At 60.1% G+C, this 14,324-nt stretch carries 14 protein-coding genes; 6 read left to right on the forward strand and 8 right to left on the reverse strand.

Features of this window, described 5'->3' with window-relative positions; genetic code table 11:
• Window positions 1-21 precede the first annotated feature (21 nt).
• The 5 genes from AC07VV_RS13165 to AC07VV_RS13185 form a co-directional block, all read right to left on the reverse strand.
• Complete coding sequence (locus tag AC07VV_RS13165) at window positions 22-489, reverse strand: DUF6392 family protein (protein ID WP_495036449.1); 468 nt, start codon at window positions 487-489, stop codon at window positions 22-24.
• Window positions 489-3,068 (reverse strand): pyocin-S2/colicin E7-DNase domain-containing protein, encoded by a 2,580-nt coding sequence (locus AC07VV_RS13170; protein WP_495036450.1) that lies wholly within the window; start codon window positions 3,066-3,068, stop codon window positions 489-491. The genes AC07VV_RS13165 and AC07VV_RS13170 overlap by 1 nt, the downstream gene beginning before the upstream one ends.
• 98 nt (window positions 3,069-3,166) lie before the next feature.
• Window positions 3,167-4,033 (reverse strand): carboxylate/amino acid/amine transporter, encoded by an 867-nt coding sequence (locus tag AC07VV_RS13175; RefSeq protein WP_495036451.1) that lies wholly within the window; start codon window positions 4,031-4,033, stop codon window positions 3,167-3,169.
• 212 nt (window positions 4,034-4,245) lie between these two features.
• Window positions 4,246-4,845 carry an FMN-dependent NADH-azoreductase gene (locus AC07VV_RS13180; RefSeq protein ID WP_495036452.1) on the reverse strand — a complete coding sequence of 200 codons (600 nt, stop codon included), beginning with the start codon at window positions 4,843-4,845 and terminating at the stop codon, window positions 4,246-4,248.
• Between the two features lie 165 nt (window positions 4,846-5,010).
• Window positions 5,011-5,325 (reverse strand): 3-phosphoglycerate kinase, encoded by a 315-nt coding sequence (locus AC07VV_RS13185; RefSeq protein ID WP_085710332.1) that lies wholly within the window; start codon window positions 5,323-5,325, stop codon window positions 5,011-5,013.
• A gap of 49 nt (window positions 5,326-5,374) precedes the next feature.
• Here AC07VV_RS13185 and AC07VV_RS13190 point away from each other — a divergent pair, with 49 nt between their 5' ends.
• The 5 genes from AC07VV_RS13190 (at window position 5,375) to aqpZ (ending at window position 10,487) form a co-directional block, all read left to right on the forward strand.
• On the forward strand, window positions 5,375-6,298 hold the full coding sequence (locus AC07VV_RS13190; RefSeq protein ID WP_007956543.1) for a PA3225 family LysR-type transcriptional regulator: 924 nt from the start codon (window positions 5,375-5,377) through the stop codon (window positions 6,296-6,298).
• A gap of 14 nt (window positions 6,299-6,312) precedes the next feature.
• Window positions 6,313-7,116 (forward strand): alpha/beta fold hydrolase, encoded by an 804-nt coding sequence (locus tag AC07VV_RS13195; protein WP_096819355.1) that lies wholly within the window; start codon window positions 6,313-6,315, stop codon window positions 7,114-7,116.
• Window positions 7,117-7,119: 3 nt separating this feature from the next.
• Window positions 7,120-7,683, forward strand: a complete 564-nt coding sequence (locus AC07VV_RS13200; protein ID WP_495036453.1) for a peptidylprolyl isomerase — start codon at window positions 7,120-7,122, stop codon at window positions 7,681-7,683.
• An 88-nt stretch (window positions 7,684-7,771) separates the two neighbouring features.
• The gene (locus tag AC07VV_RS13205) at window positions 7,772-9,604 is read left to right on the forward strand and encodes an ABC transporter ATP-binding protein (protein WP_495036454.1); all 1,833 of its coding nucleotides are present in this window, start codon (window positions 7,772-7,774) and stop codon (window positions 9,602-9,604) included.
• Window positions 9,605-9,791: 187 nt separating this feature from the next.
• On the forward strand, window positions 9,792-10,487 hold the full coding sequence (aqpZ, locus tag AC07VV_RS13210; RefSeq protein ID WP_495036455.1) for an aquaporin Z: 696 nt from the start codon (window positions 9,792-9,794) through the stop codon (window positions 10,485-10,487).
• 15 nt (window positions 10,488-10,502) lie between these two features.
• On the opposite strand, the gene AC07VV_RS13215 is transcribed toward aqpZ, so the two are convergent.
• Window positions 10,503-11,627: a GNAT family N-acetyltransferase gene (locus AC07VV_RS13215; protein ID WP_495036456.1), complete on the reverse strand. Its 1,125-nt coding sequence runs from the start codon at window positions 11,625-11,627 to the stop codon at window positions 10,503-10,505.
• 280 nt (window positions 11,628-11,907) lie between these two features.
• On the opposite strand from AC07VV_RS13215, the gene AC07VV_RS13220 reads away from it, so the two are divergent.
• Entirely contained in the window at window positions 11,908-13,239 is a 1,332-nt protein-coding gene (locus AC07VV_RS13220; protein ID WP_096819360.1) for a putative porin, read from the forward strand.
• A 136-nt stretch (window positions 13,240-13,375) separates the two neighbouring features.
• Here AC07VV_RS13220 and AC07VV_RS13225 read toward each other — a convergent pair whose 3' ends face one another.
• Both AC07VV_RS13225 and AC07VV_RS13230 read right to left on the reverse strand, forming a co-directional pair.
• Window positions 13,376-13,612 (reverse strand): anti-sigma factor family protein, encoded by a 237-nt coding sequence (locus AC07VV_RS13225; protein ID WP_495036457.1) that lies wholly within the window; start codon window positions 13,610-13,612, stop codon window positions 13,376-13,378.
• Window positions 13,606-14,217 (reverse strand): RNA polymerase sigma factor, encoded by a 612-nt coding sequence (locus AC07VV_RS13230; protein WP_408986324.1) that lies wholly within the window; start codon window positions 14,215-14,217, stop codon window positions 13,606-13,608. Before AC07VV_RS13230 ends, AC07VV_RS13225 begins: the two co-directional genes overlap by 7 nt.
• Window positions 14,218-14,324 lie beyond the last annotated feature (107 nt).

Genomic DNA, 14,324 nt, shown 5'->3' on the forward strand with positions numbered 1-14,324 from the left:
CCATTCAGTCACTTAGCTTTACTACTTTTCCACCAAGGTGAAAACTAACGTTTTGACTTGCATGTCAGCGGTATATTGAAACACCACCTTTTTACCTGGATAGGTATTTTGATCGAGTAGATAGGACTCCCAACCTCCAGTTTGCCCCATTGGCTTGGGCATTTTTATTGGCCCCCGGGTCTCCATAGCCGCTCCAAAAATTGCATGAACATAGGTTTGTGTCATAACCGACTTAAAAGGCGTTGGAAGATCACCTTCGTACATGACAGTCATAGGCATCGTCTTGACCAAGGTGATGAATACGCTCTCCAGCTTCTTGGACTCAGCCAGAAATGTCAGTTCCACACCGTTTTCAATCTCAAGATCTTGCAAGTCACACCCCGGATATAGCTCCACCAGAGGTTGTTCATCAAGCAATCCCTGTGTGACTAGAGCCCCAAAAGGAAGCCCTACGCCTGCAATAAGCTCACTAACCTTCAAAGAATTCATCAATACCACCCCTGCTCTTTGTGAAGAACATGTAGTTTTTTACGTCCAGCTTCAACTTCCGCCTCAGCAAACCCTGCTTCCAACAATCCAGTTTTTATCGCATCAAAATTCTGATCGACTGAACTCTCTATATCGATCGCATCTTGCCCTTGTTTTGAAGATGTATTACGCCCTCCGTAGGTTTCACTAAATTTTCTATGCACATTGAACGGTATGGCAATGCTAGGAGCCCGTTGAAGAAAATTTCGACGCTCACGCGGAGTCATATGGGGAAAATTATTCCGCAGGTACAACTCCAACGCCTTCTGCGAAGGAATATGGTCAATATCCAACCCATCCCCCCTGCTTCGCCCACTGAGTTCGTTATAGGGCCCCACCTCCAGCGGCTCAACTGGCGGCCCGGCAAACACCAGATCCGGCGAAGGCAGCTCCATATCCCCCGGGAACCCCGGAATACTCGCACCGGCCTGCCCTTCATCAACAGCCGGAAACGTCTCGTTTGCCGGTAGGATCGGGATGAGCGGGTTGCCGGGATAAGCCGTGGGTGTCGAGGGGGAAATCGGTGTGGTGGTCGGCCCGAGGTGTTCGCTGCCCGGTGGCACCAGAGGAGTCCAAGTTCCAATGCCCACCGGAGGAATCGGCCAAGGCTGGACGGCAGGAAGAACGCCACGTCGTCCGTGGGCACTTTGCGGCACGACGATGCTGACCCGATCGAGATTGAACGGATTTGCGCCAACGGATACATCGTCCTGAAAGCGCAGTTCGAACTCGCGGCGTTCACCCACCCAGGTGCTTTTCGGCGCATAGGGGGCGAAACCTTGCTCGACGCGTTTTTTGTTGACCTCATCGAACTGGCTGGTGAGTGCAGATTGCTCACCCAATGTCCGCCACAGTGCGTCGCCAAATGCGCCGAAAGACTGAATCTCGCGCCCGCGCATCTGGTCGCCGATCTGACTGGGAATGGCTGCACCGACGCTGCGGCTGGCGGTGTTCCACCAGTCAGCCGTGGCGGGTTGCCCCTTGCCGGTGACGACGCCCGCGCCCAGCGGCGGCAGGTTGAAGGACAGGTACATCGGCGCCGAACCCGGCACGCAGATGATGCAGTCCTGAATGCGCAGGTCGATGCCCTTCGGCAAGTCCTGAACAACCGGCGGCAGCAGCGCTATCCGGCCCTGGCTCGGAATATCCTTGGCGATGCTCGCATCGGGTGTGAACTGCAAGTGTCGGGGCGGTGAACCGGGGACTTCTGCGGTGTAATTTCCCGTCAGCGGATCAGGCACCGCGTTGATGACCGGGACACTGGCGCCGATCTCATTGCCGGTGGTGACCGCAATGACGACGGTGCCTTGCGCTACGGCCTCAGGCTTGAGCCGATAAGGCATGTCCACAGATCCGCCGGAATCGGCGATCGTGCGCAGCGCCTGCTCATCGGAAAGCCCCAGCGCCCGGGCAGGCACGGCGACAGACTGAAACAATCGTCGTCGCTGCTCCGGCGTCAGTTCTCCATCGCCCAGCGTTGGCGAATACACCAACCCGGCGATCAATACCGTGGACGGATGGGGAACCAGCATGGCGAGGGGAAGGTGTTTGACCGCTTGCCGTACACCTGCCTCGATGAGTGAACCCGCTTGCTGGGTAACGAGTGCACCGGAACGCGTCAACACCATCGCGCCGTGCGTCATCGATGACAGCGGAACGGTCAGCGTATTGGCTTGCCGGGTTCGACTGACCCGCGCATCTTCATCCGCCTGTTGCTTGAATCGAACCCGTGCCTCGCGCTGCGCAGCGTATTGGCGCTGAGCCTCCAAGACCGCTTCCCTGGCACGCCAGACCACGGTCTGCTCGGCATGATGCCTGGCCACTGCTGCGGATTTTTCCCGCAGGGCGTGAATCTGCGAGCTAAGTAATCGCGCTTCATGGGCGGCGGTGTAAGCGCTCTCCCAGATCCGATGCCCATCGTCGTGCGCTTCACCGAACTGGCCGAGTCGTGCCACATAATCTTGGGAGGTGCGCGTCAGCGGATCATGGCCATCGAAGGATAAGACCACCGCCGTGTTCGCATTCAGGTCTGCGGATTTGCGGGCGATCAGCCCGTCGATTTCGCTTTTCTGCTTGCTGATCTGGTAGAGCTGCCAGCGCTCGCTGTGATTGGGGTCGGATAACGTGCTCGCCGCCCGAATTTCCTGCTCCAGTGCAGGTGCGAACTGCCCGGCCCTTTCGGCAAAGCGACGATCGACCTCGGCTCTGATGGCGTCATGTCGCTGAACCAGCCCCGCCAAAAACTGCCTGTGCGCCAGTTGGCGGGCCTGTTCCTGAGCCTGTGTGGCGGCGGCCTGTGCCTGGTTTACAGCTTCCTGTGCCTGAGCCGCCGCTTGGGCTTGCTCTTGCTGTTGTTTTTGCCGGTGCGCCGCCTTGGCCCGCGCCCGAGCCTTTTGTTTGCTCTTGCTGACCTTGCCGAAGCCGCCCGAAACCCCTCCACCGCCACCAAAACCACCGCCCGATCCGCCACCCGAAGCGGGTGGCCCGGTTCGGATGACGACGCTTCCCGACGTTCCATCGTTGAAATTGTTCTGTGCCATACAGTCACTCCTTGTCTGTAGGGCACAGCGTGTCGATCAAGCGGTAGTCAGGTGCGGTACATAGTTATCGCGGTGGAAATAATGGGTGAAGTGGCGATTCAGCCAATGGCCTGCGGCTTGCGAATCCCCAACCGGCTGATCCACACCGCCGCCAGAATCACGCCGCCACCGAGGAACAATCGCCCCAGTTCCTCATGCTGATTCCAGATCAACAGGTTCAGCAGCAGCCCCACCGGCACGTGCAGGTTGTTCATTACCGCTAGGGTGCCGCCGTTGACGAGGCATGCGCCCTTGTTCCACCAGTACAGGCCGAGAGCAGTCGAGACCAGCCCCAGGAACACCAGCACGCCCCATTGCAGCGGCGCTTCGGGCAGGAAGTTTGATTTGCCGAACAGCAGGAACGCCGGCAACGCCACCGCGAGTGCGCCGAGGTAGAAGAAACCGAAGCGCCGGTAGTGCGGCAGATCACTCGGATGCTTCGCCACCAGATGTTTGTACAACACCTGCCCGGCGGCGTAGGTGAAGTTGGCCAGTTGCAGCAGCAGGAAGCCCATGAAGAAGTCCGGGTTGATCCGGTCATAGCGAATCACGGCCGCACCGCACACGGCCACCAGCGCCGCGATCAGCGCCCATGGGTTGAAGCGTCGGTTCAGTGCGTCCTCGATCAGGGTCACGTGCAGCGGCGTGAGGATGGTGAACAGCAGCACTTCCGGCACCGTCAGTACCCGGAAGCTCAGGTACAAACAAACGTAGGTCACGCCGAACTGCAACGCGCCGATCAGCAGCATGCCGCGCATGAACGCCGGTTCCACCGAACGCCAGCGCGTCAGCGGAATGAACACCAGCCCGGCCAGTACCACGCGCACCAGCACCGCGAAGTAGCTGTCGACATGCCCGGCCAGGTATTCGCCGATCAGACTGAAGGAAAACGCCTGGATCAGCGTGACAATAAGTAGATAGCCCATGGTCGCCTCGATTTCGAATGGCGGCGACGATAGCGGTTTTTCCCGGCCATCGCTAAATCGCAGGCAAAAAAAAGCCCGATCTCGCTAAAGCGTTCAATCGGGCTACAGCACTCAGGAGCAACAAGTGCAAAGGGAGGTTCGATGCGCGTAGAGCCTTGAAGGGGTTGCGCCAGGTCACTAGAACAATCGGCGATTATCTGGCGATTAACATATCAAGCGACCTGGGACAGTTTGGCGTTGGCCTGGTTGAGGCCCTTCTCCTGGAAGTCGCCGCCCAGGTTCATGCCTTCGGCATGGATGAAGGTCACGTCGTGGATGCCGATGAAACCCATCACCTGACGCAGGTACGGTTCCTGGTGATCCGCCGGGCCGCCGGCGTAGATACCGCCGCGAGCGGTCAGCACGTAGGCACGCTTGCCGCTGAGCAGGCCTTGCGGGCCGGTTTCGGTGTACTTGAAGGTCACGCCGGCACGCAGCACGTGGTCGAGCCAGGCTTTCAGGGTGCTTGGAATCGCGAAGTTGTACATCGGCGCGGCCATCACCAGCACGTCGGCGGCCAGCAATTCATCGGTCAGTTCGTTGGAGCGATCCAGCGAGGATTGTTCGTTGGCGTTGCGCTGTTCGGCGGATTTCATCCAGCCGCCCAGCAGGTTGATGTCCAGGTGTGGCACCGGGTTCACGGCGAGGTCACGTACGGTGATCTGATCGGCCGGGTGTGCAGCTTTCCACTGACTGATGAAGGTCTGGGTCAGTTGACGGGATACCGAGTCTTGCTGGCGGGCGCTGCTTTCGATGATCAGAACGCGGGACATGGTGTGTAGCCTCCATCCGAGAATGTTGTAAGTCGATGGAGTGAAGGTTAAACAGAGTCGTATCGATGGAAAAGCGCAAATAACTGCTATAAAGCATCGATAAATTCGTTTATAAGCTGACGCATACCTTGTGGGAGCACACGGGCTCCCACAAAGAGGCGGGTGTTATTTCGGGTTGCAGCTCAGTTCGACGCGCAGCTTGATGATCTCGCGGGAGAACTTGGCGGTGGCGTTTGTATGTTTGCCGGCCGGGACTTCGATATTGCGGGTGCGCGGCGCCTCGGGGCCATTGCTGAACACGACCTTGCAGACCGCGTCGACCTCGCCGTAGTTGGCGACCCGGATGGAGCCGATGTCTTTATCGGTATCGAAGGACTCGTAGTCGATCTTCAGGCCATTGAGATTCTTCTGCACATCGATCGGATACGCAAACGCGGTCAGTGGCAGCAGCGCCAGCACCACACAACAGAATTTTTTCATTCGGCAGTCTCCATGAGGGACAGCCAGCTTAGGACAAGAGGAGCTATTGATGAAAGCGCCCCGCGTGACCCTTGATCAATGGCGAACGTTGCAGGCGGTGGTCGACCACGGCGGATTCGCCCAGGCCGCCGAAGCGTTGCACCGTTCGCAATCGTCGGTGAGCTACACCGTCGCCCGCATGCAGGACCAGCTCGGTGTGCCGTTGCTGCGCATCGACGGCCGTAAAGCCGTACTGACTGAAGCCGGCGGCGTACTGCTGCGGCGTTCGCGACAACTGGTGAAACAGGCCAGCCAACTGGAAGACCTCGCCCATCACATGGAGCAAGGCTGGGAAGCCGAAGTGCGGCTGGTGGTCGACGCCGCCTACCCGAGCGCCCGCCTCGTTCGCGCACTGACCGCGTTCATGCCGCAGAGCCGTGGCTGCCGCGTGCGTCTGCGTGAAGAAGTGCTGTCGGGTGTCGAGGAAGTGCTGCTCGAAGGCGTGGCCGATCTGGCCATCACCGGCCTGAGCATTCCCGGTTACCTCGGCGCGGAGTTGAGCGACGTGGAATTCGTCGCCGTCGCCCATCCCGAACACGCGCTGCATCGACTGAACCGCGAGCTGAATTTCCAGGATCTGGAAACCCAGATGCAAGTGGTGATCCGCGACTCCGGCCGCCAGCAACCCCGGGACGTCGGCTGGCTCGGTGCCGAACAACGCTGGACCGTCGGCAGCCTCGCCACCGCCGCCAATTTCGTTTCCAGCGGCCTGGGCTTTGCCTGGCTGCCACGGCACATGATCGAACGTGAATTGAAGGAAGGCCTGCTCAAGCTGCTACCGTTGGATCAGGGCGGCAGCCGCAATCCGAGCTTCTATCTCTACTCGAACAAGGACAAACCGCTGGGCCCGGCCTCGCAGATTCTCGTCGAACTGCTGCGCACCTTCGACACCTTGCCGCTGGACGCACCGTTCGCCGCCCCCGAACAAGCCTGACACGGAGTTCACCGATGGCGTATTTCGAGCATGAAGGTTGCAACCTGCACTACGAGGAATATGGCCACGGCGATCCGTTGCTGCTGGTTCACGGGCTCGGCTCCAGCACGCTGGACTGGGAAATGCAGATCCCGGCACTGGCCGCGCAGTACCGGGTGATCGTCCCGGACGTGCGCGGCCACGGCCGCTCCGACAAGCCCCGCGAACGCTACAGCATCGCCGGCTTCAGCGCCGACATCGTCGCCCTGATCGAACACCTGAAGCTCGGCCCGGTGCACTACGCCGGCCTGTCCATGGGCGGCATGATCGGCTTCCAGTTCGCCGTCGATCAGCCACAGATGCTCAAGAGCCTGACCATCGTCAACAGCGCGCCCGAGGTCAAGGTGCGCAGTCGCGACGATTACTGGCAGTGGTTCAAGCGCTGGAGCCTGATGCGCCTGCTGAGCCTGGCCACCATTGGCAAAGCCCTTGGCGCCAAGCTGTTCCCCAAACCGGAGCAGGCAGATTTGCGGCAGAAAATGGCGGAGCGCTGGGCAAAAAACGACAAACGTGCTTATCTCGCCAGCTTCGATGCGATTGTTGGCTGGGGGGTTCAGGAACGACTTTCAAGGATCTCCTGTCCAACGCTCGTCGTCAGCGCCGACCGGGACTACACCCCCGTCTCGCTGAAAGAAACCTATGTCAGACTGCTGCCCGATGCGCGGCTGGTGGTGATCGCCGATTCGCGCCACGCCACCCCGCTCGATCAACCCGAACGTTTCAATCAAACGCTGCTGGAGTTTCTCGCCACAGCCGATATTCACCCTCAGGATCACTGAACCATGCTGAAAAAACTCGCCCTCGCCGCCGGCACCGTGCTGTTCGCCGCCAACCTGATGGCTGCCACGCCGGCCAAGGCGCCCCACGTCGAACTGGTGACCACCAACGGCACCATCGAAATCGAGCTGGATCCGGTCAAGGCGCCGATCAGTACCAAGAACTTCCTTGAGTACGTCGACAGCGGCTTCTACACCAACACCATTTTCCACCGTGTGATCCCGGGCTTCATGGCTCAGGGCGGCGGTTTCACCCAGCAGATGGCACAAAAAGACACCAAGGCACCGATCAAGAACGAAGCCAGCAACGGTCTGCACAACGTTCGCGGCACCCTGTCGATGGCCCGTACTTCCGATCCAAACTCGGCCACCAGCCAGTTCTTCATCAACGTCGCCGACAACGCGTTCCTCGATCCGGGCCGCGACGCCGGTTACGCCGTGTTCGCCAAAGTGGTCAAGGGCATGGACGTGGTCGACATCATCGTCAACTCCCAGACCACCACCAAACAGGGCATGCAAAACGTGCCTGTCGACCCTGTGATCATCAAGTCGGCCAAGCGCATCGACTAAGCTTTACAGGGCGAATCGAGCGGCGGCGGTTTAACACCGCGCCGCTCACACTGATAAAAGGAGAGCCCGTACTCCGGGCGGTTATCTGATGCTCTATCGCCGTTTCGAACAACTGATCGACATATTCCGTGACGCCCCGACGGCGGCTCCGCCGAACCGTGTTCTGCCCTTCTATACCTATTACCTGAAGCAGGTCTGGCCAAGTTTCGCCGCCCTGCTGGTGGTCGGCCTGTTCGCCGCACTGATCGAAGTGGCGCTGTTCAGTTACCTGAGCCGCATCATCGACCTGGCCCAGGGCACGCCGAACCCGAATTTCTTCCACGACCACGCTTTCGAACTGACCTGGATGGTGGTGGTTGCACTGGTGCTGCGCCCGATCTTCTTCGGCCTGCACGACTTGCTGGTGCACCAGACGCTGAGCCCGGGCATGACCAGCATGATTCGCTGGCAGAACCACAGCTATGTGCTCAAGCAGAGTCTGAACTTCTTCCAGAACGACTTCGCCGGGCGCATCGCCCAGCGCATCATGCAGACCGGCAACTCGCTGCGCGACTCCGCCGTGCAGGCGGTGGATGCGCTGTGGCACGTGCTGATCTACGCGGTCAGTTCGCTGGTGTTGTTCGCCGAAGCCGACTGGCGCCTGATGATCCCGCTGCTGACGTGGATCGCCGCTTACATCGGCGCACTCTATTACTTCGTGCCACGGGTCAAGGATCGCTCGGTCGAGGCCTCCGATGCGCGCTCGAAACTGATGGGGCGGATCGTCGACGGCTACACCAACATCGCCACCCTGAAGCTGTTCGCCCACACCAATTTCGAACAGCACTACGCCCGCGAAGCCATGCAGGAGCAGACCGAAAAGGCCCAGATGGCCGGGCGCGTGGTCACCAGCATGGACGTGGCGATCACCACCATGAACGGCCTGCTGATCGTCGGCACCACCGCGCTGGCGCTGTGGCTGTGGTCGCAGTCGCTGATCACCGTCGGCGCCATCGCCCTGGCGACCGGTCTGGTGATCCGTATCGTCAACATGTCCGGCTGGATCATGTGGGTGGTCACCGGGATCTTCGAAAACATCGGCATGGTCCAGGACGGTCTGCAGACCATCTCGCAACCGGTCAGCGTCACCGATCACGAACAGGCCAAACCGCTGGCCGTGGCTCGTGGCGAAGTGCGTTTCGAGCACGTGGATTTTCACTACGGCAAGAAGAAAGGCATCATCGGCGACCTCAACCTGACGATCAAACCGGGGGAAAAGATCGGTCTGATCGGCCCGTCCGGCGCCGGCAAATCGACCCTGGTCAACCTGCTGCTGCGCCTGTACGACGTCGAGGGTGGGCGGATCCTGATCGACGGCCAGAACATCGCCGAAGTCGGCCAGGAAAGCCTGCGTGCGCGGATCGGCATGATCACCCAGGACACCTCGCTGCTGCACCGCTCGATCCGCGACAACTTGCTGTACGGCAAGCCCGACGCCACCGACGCCGAGCTCTGGGAAGCAGTGCGCAAGGCCCGTGCCGATGAGTTCATCCCGCTGCTGTCGGATGCCGAAGGTCGCACCGGGTTCGACGCGCATGTCGGCGAGCGCGGGGTGAAACTGTCCGGCGGCCAGCGCCAGCGGATCGCAATTGCCCGGGTGCTGCTCAAGGACGCGCCGATCCTGATCATGGACGAAGCGACATCGGCGCTGGACTCGGAAGTCGAAGCGGCGATCCAGGAAAGCCTGGAAACCCTGATGCAGGGCAAGACCGTGATTGCCATCGCCCACCGCCTCTCGACCATTGCCCGCATGGATCGGCTGGTGGTGCTGGAGAACGGCAAGATCGCCGAAAGCGGCAACCATGCCGAACTGCTGGCCCATGGCGGGTTGTATGCGCGGTTGTGGGCGCACCAGACCGGAGGGTTTGTCGGCATCGACTGACCCTGCGCGAAACACAAAAACCGCCACAGCCCCTCTGCCACGGGCTCTGGCGGTTTTTTATCGCCTGCTGGAAATCCCTTGAATCCCTGCTGTAATCAGCGAAGGTTCTGGAGATGAACCTGTCGTAATTCTGCAAGGAAGCACAACTCGATGCAGTCTCGATAGCACGTCTATCAAGGACACTCTCATGTCTCTGTTCAAACGTTCAGTCACTGAGTTGTTGGGTACGTTCTGGTTGGTGTTGGGCGGGTGTGGCAGTGCGGTGATCGCCGCGTCGTCACCCTTGGGAATCGGCGTGCTGGGGGTCGCCCTGGCGTTTGGTCTGACGGTGCTGACCATGGCGTTTACCATCGGCCACATCAGCGGATGTCACCTCAACCCGGCCGTGTCGGTCGGTCTGGTCGTCGGCGGTCGGTTTCCGGCCAAAGAGCTGCCTGCCTACATCATCGCCCAAGTGATCGGCGGGATTCTGGCAGCGGCGTTGCTCTACCACATCGCCAGCGGCAAGGAGGGTTTCGACATCGCCGCCGGCCTTGCCTCCAACGGCTATGGCGAGCACTCGCCAGGCAAATACTCGATGGCCGCCGGGTTCGTCACCGAACTGGTGATGACCGCCATGTTCGTGGTGATCATCCTCGGCGCCACCGACAAGCGCGCGCCGGCAGGACTGGCACCGATTGCCATCGGCCTGGGCCTGACGCTGATCCACCTGATCTCGATTCCGGTGACCAACACCTCGGTCAACCCGGCCCGCAGCACGGGCCCGGCGCTGATGGTCGGTGGCTGGGCGATCGCGCAGTTGTGGATGTTCTGGGTCGCACCGCTGCTGGGCGCGGTGGTCGGCGGCGTGGTCTATCGCTGGCTGGGCAAGGAAGACAATTGAGGGCAGCGGCGAGGATCAGGCTTGCCGATACGGCAAGGCGCTCCTCGCCTCTTCGGCGTAAGCCAGTACACCGGCGCGCTCCTGCTGGAGGAAATCCTTCACGGCGGCTTTCAGGCCGGGATGGCGCAGGTAGTGCCAAGAATGGGTGATCACCGGTTCAAAACCGCGAATCAGTTTGTGTTCGCCCTGGGCGCCAGCGTCGAAACGCTGGTAACCCTGGGCAATCGCGTAGTCCATGCCCTGATAGAAACAGGTTTCAAAATGCAGCCGGTCGAACTCGGCCAGGCAACCCCAGTAACGACCGTAAAAGCTGTCGCCCCCCACCAGACTGAACGCCATCGCCACCGGCCTTGAGCCCTGTTTGGCCAGCACGACACGAATCGATTCCGGCATGCGTTCGGCCAGCAGGCTGAAGAACTCCCGCGTCAGATACGGCGCCTGGCGACGCACCGCATACGTGTTGGCGTAGCAGGCGTAAACAAAATCCCACTGCGCTTCGTCCAGCTCTCGCCCTTCAAGCCATTCGAACTCGAAACCCTGCCCCGCCACTTGCTCGCGCTCCTTGCGCATCTGTTTGCGCTTGCGCGAACTGAGCACGTCGAGAAAGTCCTGGAAGTCGCGATAGCCGCGATTCTGCCAGTGATATTGACAGCCGATGCGTTGCAGCCAGCCCGGTTGTTCGGCCATGGCAGCGTCGGTGAAGGGGTCAGTGAAATTGATGTGGGCGCTGGAGAGTTCTTCAATCTCCAGGTAACCCGGCAGGCTCTTGAGCAGTTCGAATCCGTCCTCGACATTCGCCGCCAGCAACCGTGGACCACTGACCGGGCTGAAGGGCACGGCGCTCAGAAACTTGGGGTAGTAATCAATGCCGGCGCGGGCGCAGGCGTCGGCCCAGCCGTGATCGAACACGTATTCACCGTAGGAATGCCACTTGCGATAACCGGGTAGTGCCGCGATCAGACGCCCGTCTTCGACATGCAGCAAATGCTCCGGCTGCCAGCCCGTGTGGGGGCCGACACTGCCGCTGTCTTCCAGTGCGCCGAGGAAGGCATGGCGCAGAAACGGCTGGTTGTCCGGCACCAGTGCATCCCAGAGCGCCGGTTCGATTTCCGACAGTTTTTGCAGGCGCTGCAACGGCATTTTCCTCTCCACATCCGGGCCTGAAAGCCTCGCGAGTATCGCCGATCGCCGTGTTCTTGCCCACGCCCGATTGCGCGACAGCGCTCTAAATCAATAGTTCACGGAAGTTTTGTATCGTCATCAACCTGCCATCACCGTGCCACTGCTCTGTCATAAACCATCGCGATACTGGCGCCTGTTTTTAGAGCGCCGGGTTCTACCCGGCCACAGTTTTCCGACGTTCAAATCGTCGGTTGTGCCCAGGATGGTTCAGCCATCCCTCTCATCTTCGGAGATTGCTATGCGTCTTGCTTCCACGAAAACTGCGGCAGCCCTGTGCGGTGGCCTGTTGCTGGCCATGAGTGTTCCGGCCAGTGCCGCAGTCGACGCCAAACTGCTCGAAATGCTCAAGGCCAACGGTTCCATTACCCAGGCGCAGTACGTAGAACTGCAAACTGAACTGGCCCAGGATCAGAAGGCCCAGCAAATCGCGCAGCAGGCGCAGCAAGAGACCAACGAGCAGATCGCGGCGACCGCGAAGAAAACCAACGAACTGAGCACCTTCGACCAGAAACTGGCCTGGGCTGCCAAGACCCAGTTCAAGGGTGACGTGCGTTTCCGTCAGGAAACCGTCAAGAACGATGGCGTGCCGAACGCCAAGGACCAGGACCGTCAGCGCATTCGTGCCCGTCTGGGTGCCTACACCGAAATCAACCCGCAGGTGGACACCGGTATCCGTATCGCCACCGGCAGCAGCGACGACGCACGCTCCACCAACCAGGACCTGAACAACTACTTCGACAAGAAGCAGATCTGGCTCGACCAGGGTTACGTCGACTACCACCCTGACGCCATCAAGAACCTGCACCTGATCGCCGGTAAAATGAACCAGCCTTGGGTGAGCATGGGCGACATCATCTGGGACAGCGACATCAACCCGGAAGGCCTGGCCGTCACCTACAAGTACCCGCTGAACGGCAGCGCCGAACTGTTCGGTAGCGCCGGTCACTACACCCTCAAGGACAACGTCGATGGCGAAGGCGTGCAGTTCAAGCACGACCTGCGCCTGTACGCCGGCCAGTTGGGCGGTCGTTTCGCACTGACCGACAGCCTGAAACTGACCCTGGGCGGCAGTATCTATTCCTACGACAACGACAAGGACAGTGCCTGCCCGACCACCGGCACCGTTACCGCGCCATGCGCCCTGGCCGTCAATGGCAACAGCCCGAACGAAACCTTCAAACTGTATGAAGGCTTTGGTCAGCTGGACGTCGCCAACCTGCCGGTACCGCTGTCGATCTACGGTCAGTACGTCAATAACAACGACGCCAGCAACGACCAGGACACTGGCTGGCTGGCAGGCGTCAAGACCAAGGTTTACGGCTTCGGGATCGACTACAACTACCGCGACGTACAGCGTAACGCTGTGGTGGGTGCCTTCACCGACTCCGACTTCGCCAACGGCTACACCGGTTCGCGCGGCAGCAAGCTGAAAGTGAGCTACGAGCTGGACAAGAACTTCACCCTGGGCGCCACGTACTTCATGGCTAACTCGGACTACACCAACGCCAGCCTCAAGAAGACTGACTCCGACATCAACACCCTGCAACTGGATGCCGAAGCCAAGTTCTAAAACAGCAATGCCAGGCTTCAAGCCGCGAGTGAATGCCTCACTTGTCGCTTGAAGCTGCTTTTCTCCTACAGCCCGGCGCAGCAGCAGCGATCCCCATCATCCGTTCGCCGCTGTTAAGCCGGGCTGTTTTTTTGCCTCAGGGACTGTCTTTTCGCCGCTGCGCCGCCAGACGTTCGGCCAATGCCTCCACACCCTCATCCGGCTTCTCCGGCATCACCCGCAATGTCGCCTGCATCAGACGCATCTGACGAATGAATCGTCGGCAATTGGGGCAGAACATCAGGTGATGACGCACCATCAGCTTTTCGCGAAAGCTCAACTGGCCATCGAGATAATCGCTGGATCGTGCCACTTGCTCCTTGCAGGTCAACATTCGCCTGTCTCCTCAAAATGTTCCACGGTCGCAAAGACCTTCAAACGTGCCCGATGCAGCAGCACACGGACATTGGAGAGCGAGATCTCCAGAAGATTACAGATCTCTTCCAGCTCCAGGCCCTGGCGCTCGCGCAGCAACAGCACACTGCTTTGCAGCTCCGACAGGCTCAGCAGCGTGTGTTCCAGGCATTCGCGCAGTTCATTCTCGGTGAGCAGCGCTTCGGGCGTGTCCTGATGCCAGGCGAACGGCGCGACCAGCCAGTGACCGTCGCCGGGAGAAAAACGGTCGTCGTCGATGGTGCCGTGGGGCGACGGCAGATCATCCATCAGCACTTCGCGACGGTTTTGTTTGTAACGGCCCTTGGCCGAGTTGGCGGTGATGGTCAGCAGCCAGGTCTTGAGACTGGAGCGGCCCTCGAAGCTGCCAATATGGCGCACCACCGACAGCCAGGCGTCCTGCACCACTTCCTCGACATGACGCTGACCGACAATCGCATAGGCCACCGCGCGCATGGCGCTCTGGTAGGTGGTGACCAGTTCCTTGAAAGCCTTTTGCTCGCCGGCCAGCAAACGTGCCAGCAATTGGGTGTCGTCAGCTGCCATCCCTCAATCCCCTTGTCCTGACTTCGAAAATGATAACGGCAGGAGAGTGCTCAACGCACCGTCCTGCCGCCATCTCCGAAAATTACAGCGTTGCAGCCGATTCGGAT

Source organism: Pseudomonas sp. GW821-FHT02C04 (assembly GCF_059421845.1).

What these genes read in the sequence shown, in the direction of transcription:
- AC07VV_RS13165 (WP_495036449.1), bottom strand. Translation starts at nt 489, where the DNA reads ATGAATTCTTTGAAGGTTAGTGAGCTTATTGCAGGCGTAGGGCTTCCT.
- AC07VV_RS13170 (WP_495036450.1), bottom strand. Translation starts at nt 3,068, where the DNA reads ATGGCACAGAACAATTTCAACGATGGAACGTCGGGAAGCGTCGTCATC.
- AC07VV_RS13175 (WP_495036451.1), bottom strand. Translation starts at nt 4,033, where the DNA reads ATGGGCTATCTACTTATTGTCACGCTGATCCAGGCGTTTTCCTTCAGT.
- AC07VV_RS13180 (WP_495036452.1), bottom strand. Translation starts at nt 4,845, where the DNA reads ATGTCCCGCGTTCTGATCATCGAAAGCAGCGCCCGCCAGCAAGACTCG.
- AC07VV_RS13185 (WP_085710332.1), bottom strand. Translation starts at nt 5,325, where the DNA reads ATGAAAAAATTCTGTTGTGTGGTGCTGGCGCTGCTGCCACTGACCGCG.
- AC07VV_RS13190 (WP_007956543.1), top strand. Translation starts at nt 5,375, where the DNA reads ATGAAAGCGCCCCGCGTGACCCTTGATCAATGGCGAACGTTGCAGGCG.
- AC07VV_RS13195 (WP_096819355.1), top strand. Translation starts at nt 6,313, where the DNA reads ATGGCGTATTTCGAGCATGAAGGTTGCAACCTGCACTACGAGGAATAT.
- AC07VV_RS13200 (WP_495036453.1), top strand. Translation starts at nt 7,120, where the DNA reads ATGCTGAAAAAACTCGCCCTCGCCGCCGGCACCGTGCTGTTCGCCGCC.
- AC07VV_RS13205 (WP_495036454.1), top strand. Translation starts at nt 7,772, where the DNA reads ATGCTCTATCGCCGTTTCGAACAACTGATCGACATATTCCGTGACGCC.
- aqpZ (WP_495036455.1), top strand. Translation starts at nt 9,792, where the DNA reads ATGTCTCTGTTCAAACGTTCAGTCACTGAGTTGTTGGGTACGTTCTGG.
- AC07VV_RS13215 (WP_495036456.1), bottom strand. Translation starts at nt 11,627, where the DNA reads ATGCCGTTGCAGCGCCTGCAAAAACTGTCGGAAATCGAACCGGCGCTC.
- AC07VV_RS13220 (WP_096819360.1), top strand. Translation starts at nt 11,908, where the DNA reads ATGCGTCTTGCTTCCACGAAAACTGCGGCAGCCCTGTGCGGTGGCCTG.
- AC07VV_RS13225 (WP_495036457.1), bottom strand. Translation starts at nt 13,612, where the DNA reads ATGTTGACCTGCAAGGAGCAAGTGGCACGATCCAGCGATTATCTCGAT.
- AC07VV_RS13230 (WP_408986324.1), bottom strand. Translation starts at nt 14,217, where the DNA reads ATGGCAGCTGACGACACCCAATTGCTGGCACGTTTGCTGGCCGGCGAG.